At 32.1% G+C, this 26,081-nt stretch carries 24 protein-coding genes; 16 read left to right on the top strand and 8 right to left on the bottom strand.

What is annotated here, in order from left to right:
* The first annotated feature begins 6 nt into the window (after positions 1 to 6).
* The 9 genes from Q0876_RS03190 to Q0876_RS03150 all read left to right on the top strand — a co-directional run bounded on the left by Q0876_RS03190 (position 7) and on the right by Q0876_RS03150 (position 6,043).
* On the top strand, positions 7 to 747 hold the full coding sequence (locus tag Q0876_RS03190; protein ID WP_299223906.1) for a hypothetical protein: 741 nt from the start codon (positions 7 to 9) through the stop codon (positions 745 to 747).
* Positions 748 to 753: 6 nt separating this feature from the next.
* A complete protein-coding gene (locus Q0876_RS03185; RefSeq protein WP_299223904.1) occupies positions 754 to 1,701 on the top strand; it encodes a DUF2589 domain-containing protein in 948 nt (315 codons plus the stop codon).
* A gap of 11 nt (positions 1,702 to 1,712) precedes the next feature.
* The gene (locus Q0876_RS03180) at positions 1,713 to 1,949 is read left to right on the top strand and encodes a hypothetical protein (RefSeq protein ID WP_299223902.1); all 237 of its coding nucleotides are present in this window, start codon (positions 1,713 to 1,715) and stop codon (positions 1,947 to 1,949) included.
* Between the two features lie 113 nt (positions 1,950 to 2,062).
* Positions 2,063 to 2,425: a hypothetical protein gene (locus Q0876_RS03175; protein WP_299223900.1), complete on the top strand. Its 363-nt coding sequence runs from the start codon at positions 2,063 to 2,065 to the stop codon at positions 2,423 to 2,425.
* Positions 2,415 to 2,882, top strand: a complete 468-nt coding sequence (locus Q0876_RS03170; RefSeq protein ID WP_299223898.1) for a hypothetical protein — start codon at positions 2,415 to 2,417, stop codon at positions 2,880 to 2,882. The genes Q0876_RS03175 and Q0876_RS03170 overlap by 11 nt, the downstream gene beginning before the upstream one ends.
* The gene (locus Q0876_RS03165; protein ID WP_299223896.1) at positions 2,879 to 4,135 is read left to right on the top strand and encodes a hypothetical protein; all 1,257 of its coding nucleotides are present in this window, start codon (positions 2,879 to 2,881) and stop codon (positions 4,133 to 4,135) included. Before Q0876_RS03170 ends, Q0876_RS03165 begins: the two co-directional genes overlap by 4 nt.
* On the top strand, positions 4,123 to 4,455 hold the full coding sequence (locus tag Q0876_RS03160) for a hypothetical protein (protein WP_299223894.1): 333 nt from the start codon (positions 4,123 to 4,125) through the stop codon (positions 4,453 to 4,455). Before Q0876_RS03165 ends, Q0876_RS03160 begins: the two co-directional genes overlap by 13 nt.
* Positions 4,452 to 4,910, top strand: a complete 459-nt coding sequence (locus Q0876_RS03155) for a hypothetical protein (RefSeq protein ID WP_299223892.1) — start codon at positions 4,452 to 4,454, stop codon at positions 4,908 to 4,910. The genes Q0876_RS03160 and Q0876_RS03155 overlap by 4 nt, the downstream gene beginning before the upstream one ends.
* Positions 4,910 to 6,043, top strand: a complete 1,134-nt coding sequence (locus tag Q0876_RS03150) for a type II secretion system F family protein (protein WP_299223890.1) — start codon at positions 4,910 to 4,912, stop codon at positions 6,041 to 6,043. Before Q0876_RS03155 ends, Q0876_RS03150 begins: the two co-directional genes overlap by 1 nt.
* A gap of 14 nt (positions 6,044 to 6,057) precedes the next feature.
* On the opposite strand, the gene pilO is transcribed toward Q0876_RS03150, so the two are convergent.
* Genes pilO through Q0876_RS03115 form a run of 7 tightly spaced genes read right to left on the bottom strand, consistent with a single transcriptional unit; the run spans position 6,058 to position 12,942 of the window.
* Positions 6,058 to 6,570, bottom strand: a complete 513-nt coding sequence (gene pilO, locus Q0876_RS03145) for a type 4a pilus biogenesis protein PilO (protein WP_299223888.1) — start codon at positions 6,568 to 6,570, stop codon at positions 6,058 to 6,060.
* Positions 6,554 to 7,765 (bottom strand): hypothetical protein, encoded by a 1,212-nt coding sequence (locus tag Q0876_RS03140; protein WP_299223886.1) that lies wholly within the window; start codon positions 7,763 to 7,765, stop codon positions 6,554 to 6,556. Before Q0876_RS03140 ends, pilO begins: the two co-directional genes overlap by 17 nt.
* Positions 7,765 to 9,945, bottom strand: coding sequence for a general secretion pathway protein GspD (locus Q0876_RS03135; protein WP_299223885.1), 2,181 nt, complete (start codon positions 9,943 to 9,945; stop codon positions 7,765 to 7,767). The genes Q0876_RS03140 and Q0876_RS03135 overlap by 1 nt, the downstream gene beginning before the upstream one ends.
* A 20-nt stretch (positions 9,946 to 9,965) precedes the next feature.
* Positions 9,966 to 11,387 carry a GspE/PulE family protein gene (locus tag Q0876_RS03130; RefSeq protein WP_299223884.1) on the bottom strand — a complete coding sequence of 474 codons (1,422 nt, stop codon included), beginning with the start codon at positions 11,385 to 11,387 and terminating at the stop codon, positions 9,966 to 9,968.
* Positions 11,377 to 11,832 carry a hypothetical protein gene (locus Q0876_RS03125; RefSeq protein ID WP_299223882.1) on the bottom strand — a complete coding sequence of 152 codons (456 nt, stop codon included), beginning with the start codon at positions 11,830 to 11,832 and terminating at the stop codon, positions 11,377 to 11,379. Before Q0876_RS03125 ends, Q0876_RS03130 begins: the two co-directional genes overlap by 11 nt.
* Positions 11,833 to 11,855: 23 nt before the next feature.
* Complete coding sequence (locus Q0876_RS03120) at positions 11,856 to 12,278, bottom strand: type II secretion system protein (protein WP_299223880.1); 423 nt, start codon at positions 12,276 to 12,278, stop codon at positions 11,856 to 11,858.
* Positions 12,265 to 12,942, bottom strand: a complete 678-nt coding sequence (locus Q0876_RS03115) for a response regulator (protein ID WP_299223878.1) — start codon at positions 12,940 to 12,942, stop codon at positions 12,265 to 12,267. Before Q0876_RS03115 ends, Q0876_RS03120 begins: the two co-directional genes overlap by 14 nt.
* Positions 12,943 to 13,162: 220 nt before the next feature.
* On the opposite strand from Q0876_RS03115, the gene Q0876_RS03110 reads away from it, so the two are divergent.
* From Q0876_RS03110 to Q0876_RS03085, 6 genes are all read left to right on the top strand, one after another.
* Positions 13,163 to 17,140: a hypothetical protein gene (locus Q0876_RS03110; protein ID WP_299223876.1), complete on the top strand. Its 3,978-nt coding sequence runs from the start codon at positions 13,163 to 13,165 to the stop codon at positions 17,138 to 17,140.
* Positions 17,141 to 17,147: 7 nt separating this feature from the next.
* On the top strand, positions 17,148 to 21,635 hold the full coding sequence (locus Q0876_RS03105) for a DUF6443 domain-containing protein (protein WP_299223875.1): 4,488 nt from the start codon (positions 17,148 to 17,150) through the stop codon (positions 21,633 to 21,635).
* Between the two features lie 79 nt (positions 21,636 to 21,714).
* Entirely contained in the window at positions 21,715 to 22,110 is a 396-nt protein-coding gene (locus Q0876_RS03100) for a hypothetical protein (RefSeq protein WP_299223873.1), read from the top strand.
* Positions 22,111 to 22,290: 180 nt separating this feature from the next.
* On the top strand, positions 22,291 to 22,953 hold the full coding sequence (locus Q0876_RS03095; RefSeq protein WP_299223872.1) for an IS1 family transposase: 663 nt from the start codon (positions 22,291 to 22,293) through the stop codon (positions 22,951 to 22,953).
* Positions 22,954 to 23,053: 100 nt separating this feature from the next.
* Positions 23,054 to 23,941: an RHS repeat-associated core domain-containing protein gene (locus Q0876_RS03090; RefSeq protein WP_299223870.1), complete on the top strand. Its 888-nt coding sequence runs from the start codon at positions 23,054 to 23,056 to the stop codon at positions 23,939 to 23,941.
* Positions 23,942 to 23,954: 13 nt separating this feature from the next.
* Entirely contained in the window at positions 23,955 to 24,359 is a 405-nt protein-coding gene (locus Q0876_RS03085) for a hypothetical protein (protein ID WP_299223868.1), read from the top strand.
* A 44-nt stretch (positions 24,360 to 24,403) separates the two neighbouring features.
* Here the strand turns inward: Q0876_RS03085 and Q0876_RS03080 are convergent, their stop codons facing one another.
* Positions 24,404 to 24,943, bottom strand: coding sequence for a hypothetical protein (locus Q0876_RS03080; protein ID WP_299223866.1), 540 nt, complete (start codon positions 24,941 to 24,943; stop codon positions 24,404 to 24,406).
* 27 nt (positions 24,944 to 24,970) lie between these two features.
* On the opposite strand from Q0876_RS03080, the gene Q0876_RS03075 reads away from it, so the two are divergent.
* Positions 24,971 to 26,071, top strand: coding sequence for a hypothetical protein (locus Q0876_RS03075; protein WP_299223864.1), 1,101 nt, complete (start codon positions 24,971 to 24,973; stop codon positions 26,069 to 26,071).
* The last annotated feature ends 10 nt before the right edge of the window (positions 26,072 to 26,081 follow it).

Below are 26,081 nucleotides of genomic sequence, written 5' to 3'. Positions count from 1 at the left end.
AATCAAATGGCTGATAATTCTGTATTAGAAAAACTGGTAGAATATATTCTGCTAGAGTTACTAGAAGCTCAAAATGCTTCTAATGAGGCCTCTGCAAAACTGGCTGAAAATTACTCTAGTGATGATCCTAAGGTGCCAAACCTAGAATATTTTCCTATACCTAATTCAAGTATTAGGGCTTTTGATTTTGCGTTGAAGTTTGCATTAAAAGATATTGGCGTCATCTTAACAGATGATGCCATTTCAAAAATTAATGATTTAATTATAGAAACTTGGGAACTCTATTTAAATAATTTGGTCAATTACAATGTGATTATTGAAGATCGAAAAAAGGCCTTGCTGAAACAAATTCCAATCGTTGACTTAAGGCGTTTTAAAAGCGATATAACAGAAAAAGACGACGCAGAAGAAGAATCAATTGCTTCTCTTATAGAAAAAGAAATACTGTTAGCTTTTCTAGCACAATTGCCAAAAAGAAGATGGGGCAAAAAAGAGGCGCTAGCAAAAAGTTCTTTCGCATTGAATTTAAAAGAAAAAATCAATCAAATTCTATTTAGTTCTAAGAGAGAACAAGAAATTCCTTTATCTGATTTTAAAGCTGTTTTTGATATCAATCAATTAAACGATATTACTGAAGATATTGTATGTAGTATTAATGTCCATGTAGAGATGCGAAACTTTGAAAGTGCTTACCATGATCATGATAAAGACTCTAATCTAAAAACAAGAATATTAACATTGAAATAAGACCTCATGAATGATGACTCAGGAACATTTAAAAACTTGATTACTAAGGTTGATTACACCAATGTCTTTACTTTTGGGCGCATTATTCAAATACCAGTAGATGCAGTTGTTGATGCAAACATCAATGCATCTGTTGCTGCTTTTAACTTTATTAAAAAATTTGGTTTTGAAGAAGGACCTGATCCCATAAAAGATCCTGATAAATTGGGAGACCCAAAAATGCTTACCTTCAGTTATAAGTATAATAATGGTGGTGTAGAACAAAAAATGGTTGTAAATATTCCTGTACTTTCTTTGGTAACCATGCCTTTTTTAAATGTCCGAAAAGCAAAATTTGATATTGGAATCAATATTTTAAACCAAATAAAGACCAACAAAACAAAAGCTGAAACTTTGGTATTACTTGGTCCTACTGAGGGCAACATATCGAAAAGAGATAACGATACTGATGTTAATAAAACATACACGAACGAGTTTTCAACCAATATGCAAGCTTCTATCGAGGTAGAGTCTACAGATTTACCTTCTGGCATCTTACAAATGATAAACCTTTTCAAAGATGCTACAAATGGCAGCGGAAAAGATGTTTATATCTTAGATACCAAACAAAATAAAATTCAATTTTCAGCAACTCAAACAGAGGTTTCTATTGATGTTTTTCTTACTAAGGACAAAAAACCAATAAAGAATGGTCTTATAGTGGCTACTGTTGTTTCAGATACTGATGCTGATTTACATGATACTTTTTCTCATCCTATACGTATAAAAAAAGGAAGTTTAGTGGGTAATCCAGCTTTGGGTCAAGCAAAAGCCTTAACAAATAAAAAAGGAAAAGTGACATTTACATTTTCTACTTACAAAATAAATCCTTTAGGCAAAAAACAGAATGGATTTATTTATTTCAAGACTGCAAAAGCTTCAAAAATAGCAGTGTACTATCATCTAAAAACTTAAAACAAAATATTATGAAAGAACCTGAAAAAAAATCCGGATTTAACTGCCCAAATTGTAATTTTTTCATCGAAGTAACATTAAAAAGCTTACTTTATGCTAAGAGTCAAGATTGTCCTGGTTGTCTAACTAAATTCGAAATGGACAGACAAGAATCAAGTAGAGCGCTTAATCTTATGCAAAATCTAAATACGGTGATCGATAACATTGAATCGGTTAAAGACTTTTCTCCAGAAAACTATAAAGGTTAGCAAGAAAGTTCAAAATACTTAAGCAATAGCCTTAGTTTTATTAAGCTTTAACCTTATCTGATATTAAGTCTTAGTCAGTAATTTTATATCAAAACAATTTGATATAAAATAAGATGCTAAAAAAAGTAATACCCTTATTGTTACTAATTGCCATAGCCTATAACTGCAAAGATATCATTGAGGTAGAAGACATCTCTGAAGCTCGCATTATTATACTTGCACCAAGCAACAACTCTACCATTCAAATGAGCACAATTAATTTTGCATGGCAGCCATTAGTGTATGGTGATAACTATCAATTACAAATTGCTACACCTGATTTTGAGAACCCTATTCAAATAGTAGAAGACACTATAATATCTATTCCAAATTTCACAAAAACACTTCCTGAAAACTCATATCAGTGGCGTGTAAAAGCAGTAAACTTTGCTTTTGAAACTCAATATACTACACAAAATTTAACTATTGAAGAATAAAAAAAAGACATACATACTTTTGGTTCTTGTAGTCTCTGTTTGGGGAATAATTGGTTATAAAATAGTTACTGGTATAAATCCTAAATTACCTGAACAAAAGCAACAAAATTATTCACCTATAAAAAAATTTAAAGTAGATACAAAAATTGATACGTTTTCAATCCAACCCGTAGACAAAGATCCTTTTTTAGGAATAGTCACGAGGAAAAGATCACAATCAAAAATTACCAAAATTAAAAGTCAAACTACACCATGGTTACTTATAGAATATTTAGGTATGATAAAGCATAGTAATCGAGAACAAAACGTCTATGTTATTTCCATCAATAGTAAGCAATATTTATTTAAAAAAGGGCAGATCAAAAACGACGTTAAACTGTTGTATGGCAATAATGATGCTGTCATGCTTCGTTTCAATAAGCAGCAAAAAATGTTTAAGCGAAAAAATCAGTCATGAAAAAACTAAGGGCAGGCGCATTGCAGTTGGTGATTTTTATTGTTATTATAATAGCTTTAATACTGTCATCCTTTATCATATTACTGCATACGCATAAACAATTTAAGTTGCAAACTAACCATATGATAGAAATGGTTAAATTAACAGATAAAGGCATTCAATATGCATTAACCCAACCTGTAGACTTAAACAAATTAACTGATGTTTCATTATACGGTGAAGACTATAAATCCCTCAAAGTAAAAAAAACGTTTTGGGGTGTTTTCGAACAAGTGACTGCCAAAACAGAACTAAAAAGTAAAACGTTCAGTAAAATAGCATTAGTAGGTAGTCAACAAGAAGAGCCTAAAATAAGCCTTTACTTAAAAGATAATAATTACCCTTTGGTTGTGGTAGGTGACACCAAGATTGAAGGACTCGTCTACTTGCCAAAACGTGGCGTCAAGACGGGTCACATATCAGGTCATTCCTATTATGGATCAACTTTAGTTAATGGTAAAATCCTAGTAAGTCAACAATTTCCTAAGCTAAAAGATGATTTGATAACACATATAGAATCTTTAATAGCGCTACCTCCATATAATCAAAACACTACTGAGTTTTTAAATCTAGAGTCTACAAAAAAGCAAACCAACTCGTTCAACAATTCAATGTTACTAGCTTATAGTGATGCTGATATCATATTGCACGATATTGAGCTTTGTGGTCATATTGTAGTGAGATCTGATACAAAAATCAGCGTTCATGAAACAGCTAAATTAAATGATGTAATTCTAATAGCGCCTATTATAAATATTCTGAACAGTTTCGAAGGAACGTTGCAAGCATTTGCGAGTCAAAGCATTACAGTTTCTGAAAATGTGATATTAGACTACCCATCTTCATTAGTTTTATTTAAAGATTTTTCGGCTGAGAAAGAAAATGAGGCTCATGTTTTAGAGATGAAACCTACATCAAAAGTTAAAGGAAGTGTTTTGTGTTTAGGAAAAACATCAAACATAAACTATGATGTGCAATTGAGGATTGATACTGATGCTGAAATTGAAGGCGAGGTGTATTGCGAACAAAATATGGAGTTGAAAGGGCATGTTTTTGGCACAGTATACGCTAAAAACTTTATTGTAAAAAACAAAGGAACCACGTACCAAAATCACTTATATAATGCTGAAATAAATATCAATAAATTGACAAAACAATTCGTTGGAGCACCAAGTGAGACTAGTAAGAAAAAGATAGCAAAATGGCTTTACTAAAAAAGATTAAGGCATCTACGCTCATGGAAACATTAATAGCGACTGTTTTAATTATAGTCATTTTTGTGGTTTCTAGTTTCATCTTGAACAACTTGTTTAATAATGTCATCAAGAATGATACAAGAGCTGTTGCATCTAAGCTTAACGAATTGGAGTATTTATATATTAATAAAAAAATTAGCATACCCTATCAAGATGAATATGGAGATTGGATACTTTCTGTGAAAAACCGAAAACAAGATGCTTTAGAATTAATCATATTCTCTGCAGAGAATCTAGCTACAAAAAAGCTCGTAGAATCAATAATTCATAACCAATGAAATCAAAAGTTAATGCTTATACATTAAATGAAATGCTCATCACAATTATTATTACAAGTATCGTTATTGGTATGGCTTTTACAGTTTTAACTTTAGTACAACGTCATATGTGGTCTATACAAGAGAATTTAAAAAGCACAACACAACTTAATCAACTAGAGCAATCACTTTGGATAGATATAAATAGATATAATAAGTTATCATATTCAAATGCTGAAAATAAGCTCTTATTCAAGTCTGATTCAGACTCCATGGTTTACTACTTAAAGCCTGATTTTATTACAAGATCAACCGACACTTTTCATATCGAGTTTGTACATAAGCAATTTTTTTTTGATGGTAATGAAGTGTCAAATGGAAATATTGATGCAATCCGATTTGGGTCATCAAAAAAACATAGAAATCAACATCTTTTTATTTATAAAAAAAATGATGCAACACAGTTCATGAATTAATGGCATTTCAATTAGATCAAATAAAGCAAAATCGAGATAGCAATAGTAAGCCTATTAATAGCATTGAAGTGATGCTAAGTAAAGAAGTAGTGGTTCTTAAAAAGCCATTTTCTAATAAACTCAAGGAGGATTTTTATACTGAGCTTAGTGTTTTGATTAATGCTGGTATTACATTAAAGCAAGCGCTTGAGCTGATTAGTAGTTCACAAAAGGATAAACGTACAAAAGCGATTCTACATGATATTCTTCAACGTATTATTGGAGGACTTAGCTTCTCAGAAGCGATCAATACTTATAAAGAATTTTCAAATTATGAATATCATTCGATAAAAATTGGCGAGGAAACAGGTAGTATAGCTGAAATAACAGAGCAACTAGGTTCGTTTTATGCAAAAAAAAATGAGCAACGCAGACAGCTTATAAACGCACTGACCTACCCTGTTATCATATTAAGCACTGCTATATTGGTTGTTATTTTTATGTTGCAATTTGTTGTGCCTATGTTTCAAGATATATTTAAGCAACAAAATGTAGAGTTACCAGCCATAACTTTGTTTGTGATTAAACTATCAAACTTAATTCAAACTTATGGATGGTTGTTCCTTATTGGTATTTTAAGTGTTCTTGTTTTAAGTGCTTTTGTAAAGAATAAACAATGGTACAAACGAATAAAAACGGCTATACTTGTTAAAATACCCTTTATTGGAAATTTTATGAAAACAGTTTATTTATCACAGTTCACGCAATCGATGATGCTTCTTACCGCATCAAAAGTACCCATAGTAGATAGTATTAATTTGGTCAAAAAGATGATTGATTTTTATCCACTTACCAAGGCACTTAATGCCATAGAAACCAATGTGATTCAAGGAAATTCATTGAGTAGTTCGCTAGAGAAGCATAAACTATTTGATAATAGAATGATAGCATTAGTAAAAGTTGCTGAAGAAACGAATCAAAGTGAATATATCTTTGGTAGATTAAATACGTTATACAGCTCAAAAGTTCAAAACAGTTCTAAGACCTTATCTAATCTTATGGAACCGTTTATTATTATTTTCATTGGTGTATTTGTTGGTTTTATACTCATTGCAATGTATTTGCCAATGTTTAAATTAAGTAGTTTGATTTAACACATAATAAAAATCTATCCAAAGCTTTTTAATAAAATATGGGCTTGTAAATAATATATCCCAGTCTTAAAGTCTTTTTTCTTTTCAAAATTCAAATTGATTATTTCTCCAAACTTGGTGTGTTGTTCTAAATTGTAGACCAAGGTAACTATATCGCTATAATGACCCTCTAAAGTAAATTGATAAGTATTGATTTTTAGATCGTTCTTATTAATACTATGCGGCTCAATAAAATTAGTAACTTTAATATTGTTACTATCAGCATACCGATTAATAGTTTTAAGTATGTTATTTTGAATTGAATTTCCATGCAGTTGATACTTGGTCAATAACGAATCGTAATAGCGCTCCTTTTGCTTTAGAGAAGATAATTGCATTGGCATATTATCAAACATAACCGCTTCTTTTTTTAATGTATGATACTCTTTTCTTAGGTCTATCGTATTAGAAAAGGCAAATTTATATGCTATATATAGCACTGCTAAAAAGCTAATAATCAGAATGATGTTTTTAGTTTTTTGTGTCATGCTTTATATTAATTTTGATTGAAAATACAGAAGATGATTTTGAAACGTCTTCAAACTTTATGATCTCAACCGATGCAATCCAATTGATTTGTTCAAGTGAAATAATCCAATCTGAAAATGAAGTGCGCTCATAAATACTACCCGAAACTAGGATGGTGTTCAATTCATTTTCAATGGGCTTTTTTTCCTTTATTTTTTTCAGTAATGGTTGGTAGTTAAATTCAGATAAACGGATTTGTTCTGGCAAATCTTTAATCAACACGTTCGTGTAATAAGAGCTTTTAGAATTATTAGCTCTTAAAATGTCTTCAACGGTTTTTTGTGCTTTCTGTACGGTTTCATTTAGATGAACCACCTTACTTTTTGATGAATTTAAAACTTGTGTTGTTTCTCTGAGTTCATCAATTTTTTTATGGTAGTTATTAAATACGAAAAAGTTTAGCAGCAAAGCACAAAAAAGCGTGACAAGCCCAATTTTAAGAAATTGAATAAAAAATTGTTTTTCCTTATAATTACGTACTAAATCTTCTTGAGTATTATCGAAGTATGATCTAGTGTTTTTTGTTTTAGTAACTAAACTCAAAGCGCCAGAAAAATTCAATACATCTTTGTTTTCAATTTTTACAGTATTGCAATCGTATACTGAATTACTAGTACTAGTCAATTGAATATCTGTTATCTGTCCATCATCACAAATAATACATGCATTATTTGTATGAATCTTGTGTTCTGAGATATAACCTGTCAAAGAGGCAATCATTAAATTACCCAAAGAAAAGTCAACAATACAAATGTTTTTAGATTTGAAATCATTTAAAATAGCATCTAAATGTGATCTTCTACAAATAGCTATAAAATGAATGTGTTCTTGTTGTAAAATTTCATAGTAAAAATCATCAACCTTAATATTTGGAAACGCTAGATTTAAAAGTTTTAAATGGTCTGCTTCACTATTCTCTATTCGTTTTGTGATTACAAATTGGTTATTAATGATTAAGAAAGTGGCTTTGTTTTTTGGGATGTATTTTGAAGTATCTTTTATATTAGAATAGGTAAAACAATCTTCTAGTTCTACTTGGTTTTTCTTTTTTCTTAATTGGATTCCATAATACAACGTTTCACCATTCAACTGTGTTAGTTCAATACTATAAAATTGATTTTCAAAAGTTAAGTATGATGACAATTTAGGTTTCATTAATAAATTACTGTCGGTTTAATAAATACGGTGAGTTTCGTTTTTCGTGCCTCTCTAACTCGTTTACTGAAAAACCATTTAATAATTGGGATCCTTGCTAAAAAGGGAACTCCTGAACCAGAATTGTTTTTATAATTTTCTTCTAATCCTCCCAAAACAGCAATATCTTGATCTTCCATGCGTACTACAGAAGAGAATGTGCGAGAATTAATATCTGGTGGTGCATCGTCAGCTATGCGCTGTCCAAAGCTAGATTGAATGACATTGATATCTAACAATACTTGTTTGTTTCCAGTAACATAAGGTTTGATATCCAGACCTAGCCTGGCGTCAATTGGAAAGTAGTTACGAATTTCTGTAGTTTGCGGATTATCGCTTCCTATAATATCCCTTCTCACAATAGCATAGTAAGATGTTTGACCATTAGAAAATGATGCTCTATGACCATTTAAAGTAGCAAGTTTTGGTGTTGATCTGATTTTAAGATTACCATTGGTTTCCATAGCTTTTACGGTGGCAAAAAAGTTAGGAACTACATTACCGAAATTAAAAACCGAAGTATTACTAAATCCATTAATGACTCTATTAATGGTTTCTGCACCTAAAGTTAAATCTGTAGTAGGAAATAAACCGCCTTTTGTAATTGCTGGCTCATCACCAATACCCCAAGTTACACCTGCTTCAAGCGTATTACTCGTTTGAGCTTCAACAATCATGACTTCAATTAAAATAACAGGAATGCTTTTGTCTATTTTTTTAATAAAATCTTTGAAAAATTCTATTTTAGCACTGGTTCCTGTAACGTAAATACTATTCAATTCTACATCAACTTTAAAATCCAAATCTTGTTTGATTTCTTCAGGAATCACTTCTAAAATGTCCTGCGAATCTTCAGTAGATTGTATTGATCGATTTCTCGACGTCTGGGTTCTGTTATTTATAGAACTCCCATTATTTAAGCCGTTAAAATTTGTACGGTTTTGAAGCCCTTGACCTGCAGTAACAAAATTATCTGCTACTGCACTTCCACTAGAAAGTAATTCAGGATCAGACATAAAGTTGACCGAACGGTATTTGAGTGTAATAATTTCTATTTTACGAACACTCAACTGATTAGCAGTTCCAAAGAAATAAATACCTCCTTCTTTTTTAAAGGTATAATCATTAGATAGGTTGCCATCGGTTTGTTGATTAGAAGGCCTAATATTACTTTGCGTTGTAGTATTAGACAAATTACTTGCTGCTCTTAACGTGGTTTGTGGCTCAAATAGTTTAATGAGCAACTCGTCGAAGGTTATAGATTTGGTTTTTAGAGTAACAGTGCCAGCCTGTTCAATTGGAGAAGCCAAAAAGAAGTTGATATCAAGAGAATCTCCTATACTCTTTACAATATCCGCTACAGGTGCTTTTTCAAAGTCAACTTCCAATAGTTGACGCTCTTTGTTTAAGACTTTAAATAAAACGTTAGGATTTAGACGACTTCTTAGTCGTGTGTTCTTAGTGGTTTTATCGGAATTAAATTGCTCATCAAACACATAGAAATTGTCTTTTGTTTTTGTAAGTGTCATATTATTGGCGAGTGCCATTTTATCCATTGCAGAATCAAAATTCGTTGTTTTTATGTAGGATGTGATCTTTTGATTTTCCATTCCTGGTGCGTACATCAAATTTTTAGCACTAGCGTCCATGATGTTTTTAAATACAGTATACAAATCATTGTCTTTAGTATCTATAGTTATGGTTTCGTCTGAAGGATCATAATCAATTAAAATAGGATATGTTTTATCTTCTGGAATAGATACATGCGGTTTAATAGATAATATACTTCCTGTAAACTCAATATCTAGGTGGTATTCCTTGCATAAAAAAATCAATGCATTAGAAACCGTAACATCAGAAAAGTTATTTGTTATAGTGATGTTATTTAATTCAGGTGAAATATTAAAGTTGAGTTTATGAACATTAGATATGGCAAGCAAAAAATTTGAAAGTGTGACTTCATTAAGCGAAATGTTGGTATTGAGTTTTTCTTCCAATCCCTTATTGGTTTCTGATAACTTATACAATTCACTTTGAATTACTGTAATTCGGTCATTGGTTTGCGCATGGCACAATGAAATGAAAAGTGCTATTATAAAAATTGATATTATAGATGCTATTTGTGTTCCTTGTAGTCTCATAAACAGTATTGTTTCTGGAATTAATCAATTAATAATGCATAGACTTCATCAATAGATGTTGTGCCTTTTCTGATCAGGTCAATAGCATTATCTTTTAAGGTAATAATGCCTTGTTCCTTGATATAGTTGTCAATATCTAGATCGTTACTTTTGATGTAGGTCGCCAATTCTTTTGATACAGGAATGATCTCATAAATAGCTTTTCTTCCCGAAAAACCAGTATAATAACAAACGTTACAACCAACAGGTGTAAATGTTTCTTTTAAATCACTTGGAATAGTAAATGAACTTGGAAAATCGTTTTCATCAATAGGATTTTTCGTCTTACAGTTTGCACATAGTTTTCTAACGAGTCGTTGTGCTACACTAACATTTAAAGTGTTTGCAATTAAAAATGGAGGAATATTCATGTCTACTAATCTAGAAATAGTTCCCCAAGCTGAGTTGGTATGAATAGTAGATAGTACCAAGTGCCCTGTTAGGGCTGCTCTTATTGCCATATTAGCAGTTTTGGCATCTCTTATTTCTCCAACCATAATCACGTCAGGATCTTGACGCAAAAAAGTTCTGAGTGTGCTTGCAAAATCAAGTCCAATATTTTCTTTGAGCTGTACTTGATTAATGCCTTCAAGTGTATATTCAATAGGATCTTCTATAGTTAAAATATTTGTATCTTCATCATTTAGTAATTTTAATGTTGCATAAAGTGTTGTTGTCTTTCCCGATCCTGTAGGTCCAGAGATCAAAATAATTCCATTTGGTTTTTTTGTGGATTCCTTATAAATCTGTAACTCCCTTTCTGAAAAGCCCAAATCATTCAATTGAATGTGATCTGCATCTTTACTCAATAATCGCAATACTATTTTTTCGCCATGAAGTATTGGTAAAGATGACACTCTAATATCAAATTCCTCTGATGCTGTTTTTATAGTGATACGGCCATCTTGAGGGAGTCGCTTTTCTGAAATATCTAGACCTGCTTTTATCTTTAGTTTGTTTATGATGATTGGGTAGTCTTTTGCATTTATGATGTAATACTCTTTTAACTTTCCATCTAATCTAAATCTAACTCTACACTTATTTTCATAAGCTTCAAAATGAATATCACTACTGCCAATAGCTTTGGCTGTGGTAAGTAATTGCTCTAAAAAATCAGAAGCATAATGAAATGCTTGTGATTGAGCATTCTTTTTCATTCTGTAATTTGTTGCTAAATAGTGTTTTATGTTCTCAATAGGTTCATAAATGAGTCGTATCGATTTTCCAATTACGACTTGTAATTCTTGTCGTAGAGCTTCTGAAGTATCTTCCGATTTGAAAACGATTTCATTGTCATTTTCATCCACAGGAATCACGTTATATTGATAGGCTTGTTCACTACTAATGAGCTGTAAAAGATGAGTAGATATATTATAGTCTTCCTGTATCATCTTAAATGGCATATAACGTATTAGTTAATCCAGACCATAAAGCCACGTAAGACACTCCAAAGAACAAACTTAAATAACCTGCTAGCGGAACGGTTGTTGTAGCAGAATAGCTTTTTAAGATCAAATGAATGATTAAAGAGAATACTAATGCAAAAACGAATAGCACAATGAAAGAAATTGTAGAGAAAGAAAATATAAGACTAATGAATAATAATGTATCACCTAAACCAAAAGCTTCGTTAAACTTTATGTTTAGTACTAATCTAGAGTAACAAAACGCTGCTAGTAATAGAAGTCCAATAAAAACCCCATTGAGCAGTACAGACACAATGAATAATTCTGGTAATGTTTGGTTATAAAATAAGAGACCACAACTTAATGCAATTAGTGGAAATAAGAACCAATACACCTGGCGTTCTCTATAATCTTGATAGAACACCAATAGAAATAGTGTCAATATGAAAATTTTCAATACAACCATTAGTCTTTTACTATTTGTTTTGGTGTTCCATTTTCATCGATTTCCCATACATTTAATATGCCATCACCATCAAAGTCTGTAATGGCTCTGGCTCTAGCTTTAAAAGTAGTATTGTCTGCATTTAAAATTTCATACTCATAATTACTGGTGCCATTTTCTTTAACTGTTTTTGGAGCTTCAAAATCTAGCTCATACAAGTCTGTTGTATATTTTGAATATAAATACCGATGTGAGGTTTGATTGTTATAAATATATTTGAGTTGTATTTGTGCTTCTACGCTTTTTGCCTTAGAAACTAGAGGCATCAAATTTGGCAACGCTATTAACATAAATACACCTATAATGAGTAGTACAATTAATACCTCTTGCAGGTTGAAAGCTGGTAACTTTCTGGCGTGTTTCATTTCTTTACAAATATCCATGTTCTGTAGCTTTTAAAAGTAAATGTCGATCATTTCCGTGTTCTACATCAAATAGTTGTTTTAGATTCCGTTTTCGATATTCTATAGCACTCTTTGATAAAGGAATCACTTTTACAATATCTTTCATTTGATTCCCTTTTGAAATGAGATGCAATAACTGCCGATCGATTCGATCTAGAACAAAATCATTCAAAATATGACGCCTCATTAACTTAATTATAGCTTTACTGTAATATGGCTCATCAACAAGTACAGAATTAATAGCTTCTGTAAGTTTTGCAAAGTCAATATCACTTTTTATAAGAAATCCATCAGGATTAAGCGTCTTAAGAATATTGTTTAACCTGTAGTTGTTATTATGCGATGTAAAAACGATAATCTTTATACTCGGAAACAATTCCTTTAATTCTATCCCTATATCTTCTCCAGATAATAATTTTTTATCATCTGATGCTGGAATATTGATGTCAAGTAAAACTAAATCAAAGGGTGTTTTGCTTACTGCTTTTTGAATTTGCTCATATGCTAAATCACAATTTGTTGCAGATTTTACAATAAATTCAAACTGTATATTGGTCTCGGATATTTTATTAAAAGCATTTTCGAGAACAGTTACCACAAGTGGTTCGTCTTCTACAATTAAGACATTAATCGTTTCTGTCATAGTTTGTAAATAAATAGAGTTATAAAATCAATATTTACGCTACGAATATATTTAAGGAAGCTTTAAAAAAGCAAAGATTTAACCTTTATATGTTAAAGGCTTAACCTTTACTTGAATGTTCATTTCATTAATACTTTTACTTCAATTTATTTTAAAAAAAATACACACAGTATATTTTCTACACATAATTAATATTCCATTAACTAAAACTCTTTTTTTGATGAAAAATTTTCTTAAAAGTCTCAAAAAATATTTGAGTCGATTTAACATCTTGATTCTTATTACAATAACTCCAATAAGTGTAATTGCACAAGATGAAAGTGCCTTTACCCTTCCTGAAATAACAAGACCATCACCTACTGTAGCACAACTCATGAAATTTGAAGAGGTGTCTTTAAGTCATTACACTGGGCAACCAGGTATTGCTATTCCATTATTTAGTAAGTCTATTAATGGACTAAACTACAATCTTTCTTTGCAATACCAATCTTCTGGCATTCGTGTTAATGAACAATCGGGTTGGGTTGGTAAAGGTTGGGCTTTAGATACTGGAGGCGTGATTTCGCGTTCTGTAGTCGGGCTACCAGATGAGATCAATTCTAGTAGTTTAGGGCTAATAGGTGTTAACCATACATCATTTCATAATTTAGGAGTTTATAATACATTGCCTGTTCATGATAATGCGTATTATTTTGATGCCTTATGGGGAAAAGATTTTAATCAATACGATTACCATCGGGATATCTATCAATTTAACTTTTTTGGACAAACAGGGCGTTTCATTTTTGTTAAAGAAAATAATGTTCTAGTTCCAAAAATAGTAGGTAATGATTCAAAACTTAAAATAGAGGTTGCCTATGAAAATATATCGAATTCATCAAATCACTACGCAGACGTAATTAAAAGTTTTACCATAACAGATACCAATGGTTTTGTGTATTTGTTTGATCAAGTAGAAAAAACGATAAGAAATGATATTAATGTATCCTCATATAGGGGCGATATTATTCCTAACTTAAATGAAGAAAATATTCCTGAATTTCGTTCAGCTTGGAAGCTGAAAAGTGTTACAAATGCGTCAGGGAAAAACATAGCAACCCTTTCTTATAAACCTGCTACTGAAACACCAAATTCGGTGTCATTAAAAAGCACTTTAAGGTATCAGATTGATTGCCAAACCTATTCAGATCTTAATGAAATTATCAATAACCCAATACCAGAAGGTAATGAAGGAAGGAGTTATGAAGAGGTTCTTGCTAGCTTTTTATGGGTTTCAAATGGTCTAGCTGCTGATTTTACTTGGCAAAGCACAAACGCTGAGATGCACCAACTCATGCTAAATGATATTCACAATGGCGTTTTTCCAGCACTCCAGCATAATAACTTATCTGGTTTAGGCGGAAATCTTGATACCACATGTGGCTGGGAAGCTGGTTGTGGTCCACAAGCTTACGAGCCTGCAGCCAATTTTTTTCAAAGTTACCTAAGTATAGATTCTAAAAAACTAACAGCTATAACTTTTAATGATGGCATTACGGTGTCATTTATTTCTACAGAGAATCATCCAGAATACTTTGGTGAGCGGTTAGATGTCATAAGTATTTCTGATAATGGTTTGCTTGATAAGACTTATAATTTTAATTATGACAGTACTATGTTGGATATTGATAATAACGATTATGATTATGATAGTCTTCTGTTTTTAGACCATATAGAAGTTTCAGTACCAGGAACAACTGAAATTCAAAAATACACGTTTGAGTATGATAGATTAGAAAATTTAAAACCTCATGGTCGAACTAATTATGACGATTTTGGCTATTACAAAAGTGACAACCCAGATAATTACAGTCAAGAAGTTACCTCAGGTGTACTAACTAGTATTAGCTATCCTACTGGAGGAAAACGAAAATTTAATTGGCAAAGTAATACTTATAGCTATAAAGGGGATCGCTTATTGAACTTTTTTGAAATCTTTCAAAATCCGGATAATTATAATACTGTTGTAGATGGTGCCATACATAATACACAAAATCACCAAGATAGTAATTTTCATCAAAGTGCTTATCAAATCATCGATGTGACTATAAATCAAGTAAGTCGAATTGATATTGATGTAACCTCTGGAAGCGAATATATTGAGCCATTTCATTATAATGTTCATTTTGAACCAATAATCGTTAATGGTAGTACAACAACAATTGATACTGCAAGAGATATAATAAAAATGGATATTGATGAGAATTACTCGCAAATCAATCCTGTTCTACGAACAGGAAAATATCGTATCTATGTTAGGCAAGATGATACAGCTGAAGTTGAACCTCCTTATGATACTTCTACATTAGACTATCCGATTACGCTATCTATAAATGTATATCTTAAAGATCTTGAATCAGGTCCTTTAAACTGGTGGTTATATGGTGGCGGCATTCGTGTGGCCTCAATTAATGATATTGATGAAAACGAAAGAGAGCAAAATACCGCTATCAATTATGCTTTAGAGCCTATTACACATACATTAAATGGGATTACAGTAAGTAAATTACCAACAGGTGGTGACTATCCTGGTCACCCAGGCAATATAGGAGGTGTAGATCCTATACATCGTTTCTCAAGTGGTTCTTTAGATAGTGAATCAGAACTTACTAGGCATTATCTCTATTCAAAATCCATATATGATTTTCCAAATGATAAGAAGGCCTTTTACCTTGTTTCAGAACATCAAAATGAATTAAGTGCCCAACTCACACAAGGCAGTTATATTGGTTATAAAAATGTAGCAGAGTTTAAGCAGGATGTTAATAATCCACAACCTACTAGTATAGGACAAGCTATAATTAATAGATCAGTTACCAAATATATATTTGATTCGGCCATTGATTTTCCAATCTACCCAGAACCTTATGTATATCCATTTGAACCTGTTATTGAGAAAGACTATTTAAGAGGTAATTTACGTGAAAAAACCACTTATAATGATAATAATCAAAAGTTAACAGAAACCATCAATAGTTACAATTATGATAACAATGTTGATATTGAAGTACCGCAAGGACAAAAATTACAGTTTATAATTAACGAAAACTTACTTTCGAATATTGATAACCTTATACGCACATCGTATAACTCATATGCCGATTTTAGTACAGATAATCGTAATAATATGACCTATAATTGCGAAAACACTAATACGGCTCAAAATTATCTTACTATTGTTAACACTTCAGCTTACTTGCCAAATATAACTACAAGCATAGCACGATTTACAAACGAGTCGTCTTATAAAGTACAGCTTACTGCTTCAGACACGAAAGAATTTTATTATGAAGCTTTACCAAACAATAATTTTTCAGTTAAAGAAGTGATCGCCAATCAAACGTTTACTTACGATCCAGATAATCATCAAATTAGTGAGCAACATGCCTATGTAGAACGAAAAGGCATTAGCGAAGATTACCAAACCAAATATTACTATCCTACACCTACAAGTACCAGTATTTTTGGCTCTGCTTATGCATCTCAACTCGCTACAGAGAATCGAATAAATACAGTCATTGGTACAGAGAGTTTTAAAGATGGTGCTCGTATTTCAACTGTAAAGAATGATTTTTACACCTTCCCACAGGCCAATTCAGCTAATGATGTGACGATGCTTAAAACCGTTCAGGCCGTTAAAGGTGAAGGTGATCCGCCTGGAGGAGGTGTGCCTTGGTCTATTATAGATGATGTGGAAGATCGTATCACCTACCATGCCTATGATGAATATGGTAATCCTCTAGAAATTAGTAAAGTTGATGGTACACATGTCATTTACATTTGGGGTTATAATCATACGTTGCCTATCGCCAAGATAGAAAACTACTCTTATCAACAATCACCTTCAGGAACAAGTTTCCCTTCTAGTTTACAAACATTGGTTGATGCTGCAATTACCGCATCAAATAATGATACCAATGCAACAACCGAAGATACATTACGCGATGCTTTAAACGCTATCCGCAATCATTCAAGCCTCTCTAATGCTTATGTACATACATATACCTATAATATTTTAGAAGGGATAACCAGTACAACCGACCCAAGAGGTTATACCATGTACTATGAGTATGACCCCTTTAATCGGCTTAAGTATGTTAAAGATGCCAACGATAATATATTAAGCGAAAACGAATATAACTACAGACCACAAAACTGAGACCAAGATGAAAAAGTTACTATATACCATAGCAGTAGTTTTAGTGTCAAACTTAGTTTGGGCACAAACCACCACCGAAAATTACGTAAAGACCACCACCTATCAAGTAGAAACTACAGATGGGAATGATATAACTGGAACTGCCATACCACTTAATCCTGATCAAAAAATAGAATCCATCACCTATTTTGATGGTTTAGGTAGACCCATACAAGCAATAGCCAAACAAGCTGGAGCTAATAAACAAGATATTGTTACGCCTATCGTTTATGATGGCTACGGTAGGCAAACCAAACAGTATTTGCCTTATGCCAATCCCAATCAAAGTTTTGGTAGTGCCAGTTTAGATTACATAAATTCTAATCTACTTACGCTACAAGAATCGTATTACGCTAGCAAATATATAGACGATCAAATTGCAGTAGGCTCTATTAATGCTTATAGTGAAACAGTGATTGAAGAATCACCGCTAAACCGTACCTTAGAGCAAGCTGCTCCCGGTAAAGATTGGGCTTTAACCAACGAACACACCATTAAATTTGGTTACCTTAGTAATACCTTTGACGCTGCTAATCCAACAAATCCGGCAAATGATAATGTCAAACTCTTTAAGGTAACTTACGCTCCAGGGAATACCGAAGTGGCAACATTAATCTATGATGGGCATTATATAGCCAATGAACTATACAAGACTGTTACCAAAGATGAAAACTGGGATGATACGCAAACTCATATAAAAGATCACACCACAGAAGAATTTAAAGATCGTCAAGGTCGTGTGGTATTAAAGCGCACATTTGATGGCAATGTGGCTCACGATACGTATTATGTGTATGACGATTTTGGTAACCTTTCATTTGTATTATCGCCAGAAGGCTCGGCAAACATTTTAAGCGGAAGTAACATTGTTCAAAGCGTTTTAGATGATCTTTGTTATCAATACCGTTATGACCATAGAAATCGACTGGTAGAAAAGAAAATTCCACAGAAAGACTGGGAATATATTGTATACGACACCTTAGATAGACCAGTACTCACACAGGATGCTAACTTAAGAGAAACTAAACATTGGCTCTTTACCAAATATGATGTGTTTGGTCGTGTGGCTTATACTGGACTTTATGAAAGTAATAATACAAGAGCACAAGCTCAAAGCGATGTCACCAATCAAACGGGGAATACCACAGGAAATCTATACGAAGTTCGAAAGTTTACAACTATAAATACAACTCCAATTACCGAATTGTACTATAGTAATGCGGTCTTTCCTCAAACCATTAAAGAAGTGCATACCATTAGTTATTATGATGATTACGATTGGGATACAGGCAATTCATACGAGGCGTCTTATGATATGAACATACAAGCAACTGATGGTTTAGATGAAATAGGAAACAAAATTGAAAAAGATGTCCCATTTGGTTGGAGCAACTCAGGGTTTACTACAGCGACTACAATAGAAGAAGATGGTTACATTCAATGGACGGTAAGCCAAACCGATAAAGCCTTATTTATTGGCTTGTCTGATATTAACTCTGCTTCAAATAACCACTACAACACAATAGATCATTGCATTTATTTAAGAGAAGATGGTCGTTTCTTTGTCTATGAAGAAGGTTTAGGTATATATTCTAATGGCGTGTTTTACAATCAATTTGATGTCTTTAAAGTAGAACGTGTTGGATCTCAGATAAGATACCTTAGAAACGATGTCGTCTTTCATACTACCACTGCATCAAGTACAGGAACATTAATAGGCGATGCTAGTTTTGTTCATATAAATGCTGCCGTTGAAGATGTATTTATAGGTTACTCTGCACTTGGCCAGCCATTTACTAGTGATACTAAAGGCTTAAGTACAGGAAGTAAAGTACGCATTTTAGGTTCTAATGATTGGATTACCTCATCTACCTACTACGATGCAAAAGCAAGACCTGTATATAGTATTACAAGAAATAATGAGTTTAAAACTACAGATGCAGTAAGCAGCTATTTTGACTTTACAGGAAAAGTGATTAAAACACATACCACACACAAAGTGCTAGGTTCTAATCCTATTGTAACCGTAGATGAGTTTCGTTACGACCATACTGGACGTCTTTTAAGACAAGAACAGTCAATTAATGATGGTGCAAAACAACTCATTGCCAAACACAATTATGACGAGTTAGGCCAATTAGAGCAAAAACAAGTTGGTGGTAGCTTGGCTAATAGTGCCACTTATACCAATCAACAAAATGTGACTGTAGTAGGAACAAACATTACTAAAACACCAAACTCTAATGCTTGGGATGCTGGACTCTCTACTGTAGAAACTATCGAAGGTAATGGTTACGTGAGTGTAACTACAACACAGAGCAACAAGATCTTTGCAGTAGGCTTATCCTATACAGATTCAGATGTAAATATAAATAGTATCGATTACGCTATACATATTGTAAATAATGGCAATGTAAGAGTTAGAGAGAATGGCGTCAATAGAGGTGATAAAACCAATCATGCCGCTGGCGATGTATTTACTGTAGAGCGACGCGGTACTACGATTTACTACCTTAAAAACGGAGAACCTTTTTACGTATCTACTGTAGCAACTACCTTAGGTCATATGGTAGGTGATTTATCATTATACCAAAACCAAGTAAGTGTAAATGATTTCTTTATGGTTGATCTTGAAGCAGAACTGCAAGAAGTAGATTATACCTATAACATTAGAGGTTGGCTTAAAGGAATTAACAATATTGATGACCTAAATATCACTGGAACACCACATGATCTTTTTGGATTTAAGATCAATTACAATACAACAGATTATTCAGGCTCAACCAAACTGTATAATGGAAACATTAGTGAAACACGTTGGAATACTGTTTCGTTAGATCCAGATACAGGTGATAGCCAAATTGTACGTGGTTATGATTATACCTACGATGCCTTAAATAGAATTGTAGCTGCCGATTTTCATAAACCTTTGGGGAATTTCATCCAGAATGATTTTTATAATTTGAGTAATGTTTCTTATGATAAGAATGGAAATATTACTAATTTAGAGCGTAATACCAAAAGTAGTTCTTCAAATAATTTTGAAGTTATGGATGACTTAGCCTATACATACCAAGCCAATCAATTAACACATGTTGTAGATACAGGTGATGTTGCCAATGGTTTTGTAGATGGTAATACAGTTGGGCAAGATTATCTTTACGATGTTAATGGCAACCTTATTGAAGATAAGAACAAAAGCATCGATATTACTTATAACCATTTAAACTTGCCAACACTTGTTGATTTTACAGGAAACAACGATATCACTTATACCTATGATGCTACAGGTACTAAGCTAAAGAAAACGGTTAATGATAATGGTACACTAGTTGTTACCAAATATGCTAATGGGTATATTTACCAAGATGATGTGTTACAGTTTTTTCCTCATGCTGAAGGCTATATCCAACCTCAAGGAAAAGACTTTGAGCATGTATACCAATACAAAGATCATTTAGGCAATATACGTGTATCCTATATGGATAGCAACAAAGATGGTGTCGTAAATAACACAGAAATCTTAGAAGAAAACAATTACTATCCCTTTGGCTTAAAACATAAAGGGTATAATAACGTGATTACAAGCACGAATCCTGCTCAGAAAATTAAATACAATGGAAAAGAACTTCAAGATGAACTCGGTTTAGATTGGTATGATTATGGTGCAAGAAATTATGACCCTGCCTTAGGGAGATGGATGAATATTGACCCATTGGCAGAGGAAATGCGTAGACATTCTCCTTATAATTATGCATTTAACAATCCAGTCTATTTTATTGACCCTGATGGAATGAAAGCTACTTACGGAGTTGATTCTAATGGAGATATTAATAAAATAGATGATAAGAAATATTTCGATGATGATGGTAATGAAATTGATAGAGTTTATGCGGTAAATGATGAAGGGGAAAAAATAGACACAGATGGAAATGGTGAAGTAAATGAGAGTGATTCTGCTGAAGCCGACAAAAATTCTTTATCTCAAAATACTAATGCAAAAGATGGTAAAGGAAGAAAATATGATTATTTTTATCATAAAGGTGGAGATAGAGCTGATAAATTATTTGAATTTTTTGCTGAAAATACTGACGTTGAATGGGGTATGCTGACTGAAGACAACATTAATAGTTGGATTGCTACATCTCACTCTAAAGGTAAAGAATGGGGTGCAAGTGCTTTATTAAGGTCTAGTTTGGGTGAAAATTCGGGTCAAGATGTATATTTTGAACACACTCATAGCCATCCAACTGATGGAGGTATTGATGGTTATGCTGGTCCTTCTGGTTTTGATAAAAGAGATAAAAAGTATGGACAAGGTGATAAAAAATTTGCAGAAATAAAAAGAAGAAATAGAGGAGAATTAATAATTTTAAAAGTTTATGATGTTAAAACAAAATCTTACATACAATACACTCCTTCAACAAAAGGAACGCCTATTAAAAAGAAAAATTAATAGAAACCTTGTGTTATTCATGTCTGTTATTGTTCTTTCATGTTCAAATAATATTTACAATTTTGAGCAAATTGAAAAAATGGAATCAACACATTCCATTAAGTCCACTGTAATTGAAGATATAATTAACGATGTTCAATCTAAAGGTCTTTTTGATAATACCGCCAATACCTTTGTAATGTATTTTGAAAAAACAGATAAATCGGAAATTCAAGTCAGCGTTTGTAAAACTGAATTTGATATATTTAGGAAAGAGAAATCTAAACGATATTTCAAAAATTTAAAAGGGTACATTATTGAAAAAGATAAATTGATTCTTTTGTATGGATTAATTGATGATAACCTATTGACAATAAAGAACATTAAATCCAACAATATAATGAATCATAAAAAAGACGATGACCTTATTATATATGAACCAAATTTTAATGAGTATATCATAAATGGTAATACTTTTCATAGTGTACAGCACTAATCGGGTAGTGTCCCAAATTAGGACATGACTTAAAATTAGAATTTAAATTATTGAAAAACAGTAGTTAACAGAAATGTTGATTGCTGTTTTTCTTTGATAATTGATATCTAGATAGAATACAAAATCTCCTGTAGGTCTTAAAATAAGGAATCCTTAAATCGTTGTGTATTAAATTAGGACATGGAAAATATAAAATGTCCTAAATGTATTGGTCTATCCGTAAAAAGTGGATTTCAGAATAATGTTCAACGCTACAAATGTAAATCTTGCAACAAACGATTTCAACTAGAGTATAGCTACAAAGCTTATAATTCTGATACTAATGATTTAATCAAAAACTTGCTTAAAGAAGGCAGTGGAATTCGTAGTATATCTAGAATATTGAAAATTTCTAAAAATACAGTGTTATCAAGACTACTCAAAATAAGTAAGGAAATTAAATCTCCTTGCTTTCACAAGCTAGGTTGCAAATTTGAAGTTGATGAGCTTTGGAGTTTTATAGGTAATAAAGATAGCGTGATATGGATTACTTATGCTATCGAGCAACAAACAAAAACAGTAATTGATTTTATTGTTGGTAGGAAGACTAGTGAGAATATAAAGCCACTTATCAATAAATTATTATTGTTAGTTCCAAAGCGAATCTATACAGATCGACTGAATATATACACGAGCATCATCCCGAGAGCAATTCATAAGCGATTTCAATATTGTACTAATATTATTGAACGCAATAATCTAACACTTCGAACACATATTAAAAGATTAAGTAGAAAAACGATTTGTTTTTCAAAAAATGAAAAGTATCTTGAAGCTCATTTGAGAATTTATTTTTGGGGATAGAAGTTCTAAATTGAAGATTCTTAGTATAGAGAAACGTTCTTTAAAAATACTGTAGTAAAAGTTGGAAACAGCTTGTTAAAATTGTTGAAAGGTCAAAAAAATGGTCTTAGACTACTATCCCTTTGGCTTAAAACATAAAGGGTATAATAACGTAATTAATGGTACTGACCATCCGTATGGATTCGTAGGAAAGGAAGAACAAGATGAACTGGGCTTAGAATGGATTGATATCACAGCTCGTAATTATGACCCTGCAATTGGACGTTGGATGAATCTTGATCCTTTAGCTGAAAAAATGAGAAAACATTCTCCTTATAACTATGCTTTTGATAATCCAATATATTTTTATGATTCTGATGGGATGGCTCCTGGTGATCAGTTCAAGAATAAGGAAGCCGCAGCTCTTGACTTTGCCAATCAGTATAATGGTGTTTCGATAAACAATAATGTGGAGTTAATAAGCGTTTTTTATGAAACGACTGATGCCTCAGGGAACACTTATACAACTTATGCTGTGCCAGTAGGATATAAAAATGATGCAAATGAAGGTGGTACTGCTGGTACTCCTGAAGCTGTTCCACTACCGGAAGGTATAGATAGTTCTCAAGTTACAGGGGATATTCATACTCATTCTCAAGATAGAGCTGGAGAAGGACATGGTTTCACTGAGAATGGATTGATTCCTCCAGATGATAATTCTTTTTCTGATCAAGATTTAGACGCTAATAGACAAAGAGCTAATAAGACCGAAGGATATACGGCCTTTGTTGCTACTCCAAAAGGAGATTTATTAAAGCACGATCCTAAAGCTTACAAAACTGGTGGCCAGTCAGTCACAACTATAAGTTCTGAAATACCTAGTGATCCTAATAGTCCATCAAGGAATAGCTCTAATGTTAGTCCAAATGTAACGCCAGACGTGATGCCTTTAATTTATTTTGAAGATGGGGAATTACATCCTGAACGTATCAAAACTAAAAATGAATAAAAAAATAATATACATGAAAACATTAATTTTTATCTTGATTACAATTTTTGCTTGTGACAACAATGAAAAAGTTAATTCTGTTCAAAATGAATTTGAGGTGGTATCTCTAATTGACTTAATTGCAAATCCTGAAAAATATGACGGGAGAAAGGTTATGATTAAGGGGTATTTAAATTTTAGCAATGAAGGTCATGCAATTTATTTAAGTAAGGGTGATTTTGATTATGGGCATTATAAAAATGCTTTATATATAAATATTAGTGATGCAGAAATAATAAAAAGAAAAATTAATTATACTGATAATGCCCACGGAACCATTATTGGAATATTTAGTAAAGACGATTTAGGTCATAGAAGGCTCTTCAGTGGTTCGCTCAAAAAAATAGAAATTATTGAGTGGACTGAGAAAAGAGATTAGTTCCAATAAAAAAGCTACTTTTTAAATGAAGTAGCTTTTTTATTTTAATTTTCACCAAATCTCCATTCAACAAGAACCATTGAAAGAATTACATCATTCCACATTTCAAATGTCTTTAATTTAGGTCTAACAGGTATTATACTTGTTGGTGTCCAGTCACTTCCACCATTTACAAACATCAAAGCTTCGTATCTAAGTGTTTTATTAAAAGGATTAGTAACGGATAGAATCATCCTTTCATTTTGTTTATTTTTTACTTCTTGTTGAAAATCAATAATTATTGTTTTTTCAGGGTTTATATTCTCTTTTACTACTTTCATGGAATAGATACTATCTCCTTTAATTTCAGTTTCTATTAATAGAGTTTCACTTGGGTAAATTTGTAATACTTTTTCTTTAACAAAATAAGGAGATCTTTCAACATTTTGCTCATAAAAATTAATGCTATCAATTGCAATTTCGAGCTTAAAAGCATCTCTATTGGACTTATCATTTTGTGCTGATGAGATTAATCCAAGAAATAAAACTGAAAATAAAAATAAAAAATTCTTCATACGATGATTTATAATTACTAATTTCTTCAAATATAAACTTTTAAAGGTTTTTACTTTATGAATGATTACGAAATTCCACTTTACGAAGACGAAAAACTCTTAAAAGAGTTCTTAGACAGATGGCCTCTTTCAGAAGTCAAAAAAATTACCATTGAAGAATACACAGATGTCAATAACAGATTTACGTTTACACAGTGGGTTGAAAATCAAACTAGACCGCTTGGAAGTATAAACGGGATTAGCAGTCTTAAATTCGGTATTTACAAAAGAAGAGACCCAAAGAAGAAATCGAAATCAAAAGCTTATTCTAATGATATCTATTCTTGGATTAAGAGTTATGGTGAATCTGATTTTGATGCCAATGTAGTTTTTGAACAAGTAAGAGATCGTGTCGTTAAGGTCATAGAATATGCTCAACAGCTAGATTTTGAATCTATCGAAAAGGTCGATGGAATTTATAATCTTTTCAAATGGAAAGTGGCGTTTCTCTATTCTGGTCAAAGTATGATTCCTGTCTTTAATAGAGACGTGCTTTTGCGGTTTACAAGAGAACTTAAAATGGAGCATACTAAAAAAGTTGAGTATGCAAAGATGCATCGTTACCTGTATGATAAAAAACCACCGAACCTTAGTGTTTTTAATTTCATGCGGAAACTATTTCATGAAGCAGGATTGTTAGATGAGAAAGATAAACCGAAACCAATCAAGCCCCGAAAGAGAAATAGAAGCCGTAAGGCAACCAATAAGCTAAATACCGAAGATCAATTCAGAAAGGGAACAGAAGAGACAATTACAGTTCAACACCATAAAAAGTTTCAAGAAAGGCTTTATGAGTATTTAGATTCAAAGTATCCAAATGCAAATATTTCTTTTGAAAAGAACTTTATTGATTTACTACTCGTATCAAACTCTGAAGTTCATTATTATGAGGTAAAAACTGCTCTCACTTCTGAGACTTGTATCAAACAAGGCTTGGGACAATTATTGAGTTATTCTTTTTATGAAGAGCAAGTAGAGAAAAAGCATAAAGGACTTAAAAAGAAAATTGTTATTGTTGGTCAGTTAAAGGCAAAAGAATATGATTTGGAATTCATCAATTACGTTAATGAGTCTTTAAACGTAAATTTCGAATATCTTTCACTTGAAGAGATAACTTAATTTTTATTAG

Source organism: uncultured Psychroserpens sp., from assembly GCF_947503375.1.
In the GTDB taxonomy this organism is placed as follows: domain Bacteria; phylum Bacteroidota; class Bacteroidia; order Flavobacteriales; family Flavobacteriaceae; genus Psychroserpens.
The sequence above is the reverse complement of the archived record's forward strand: the minus strand, read 5'-3'. Positions and strand labels throughout refer to the sequence as shown.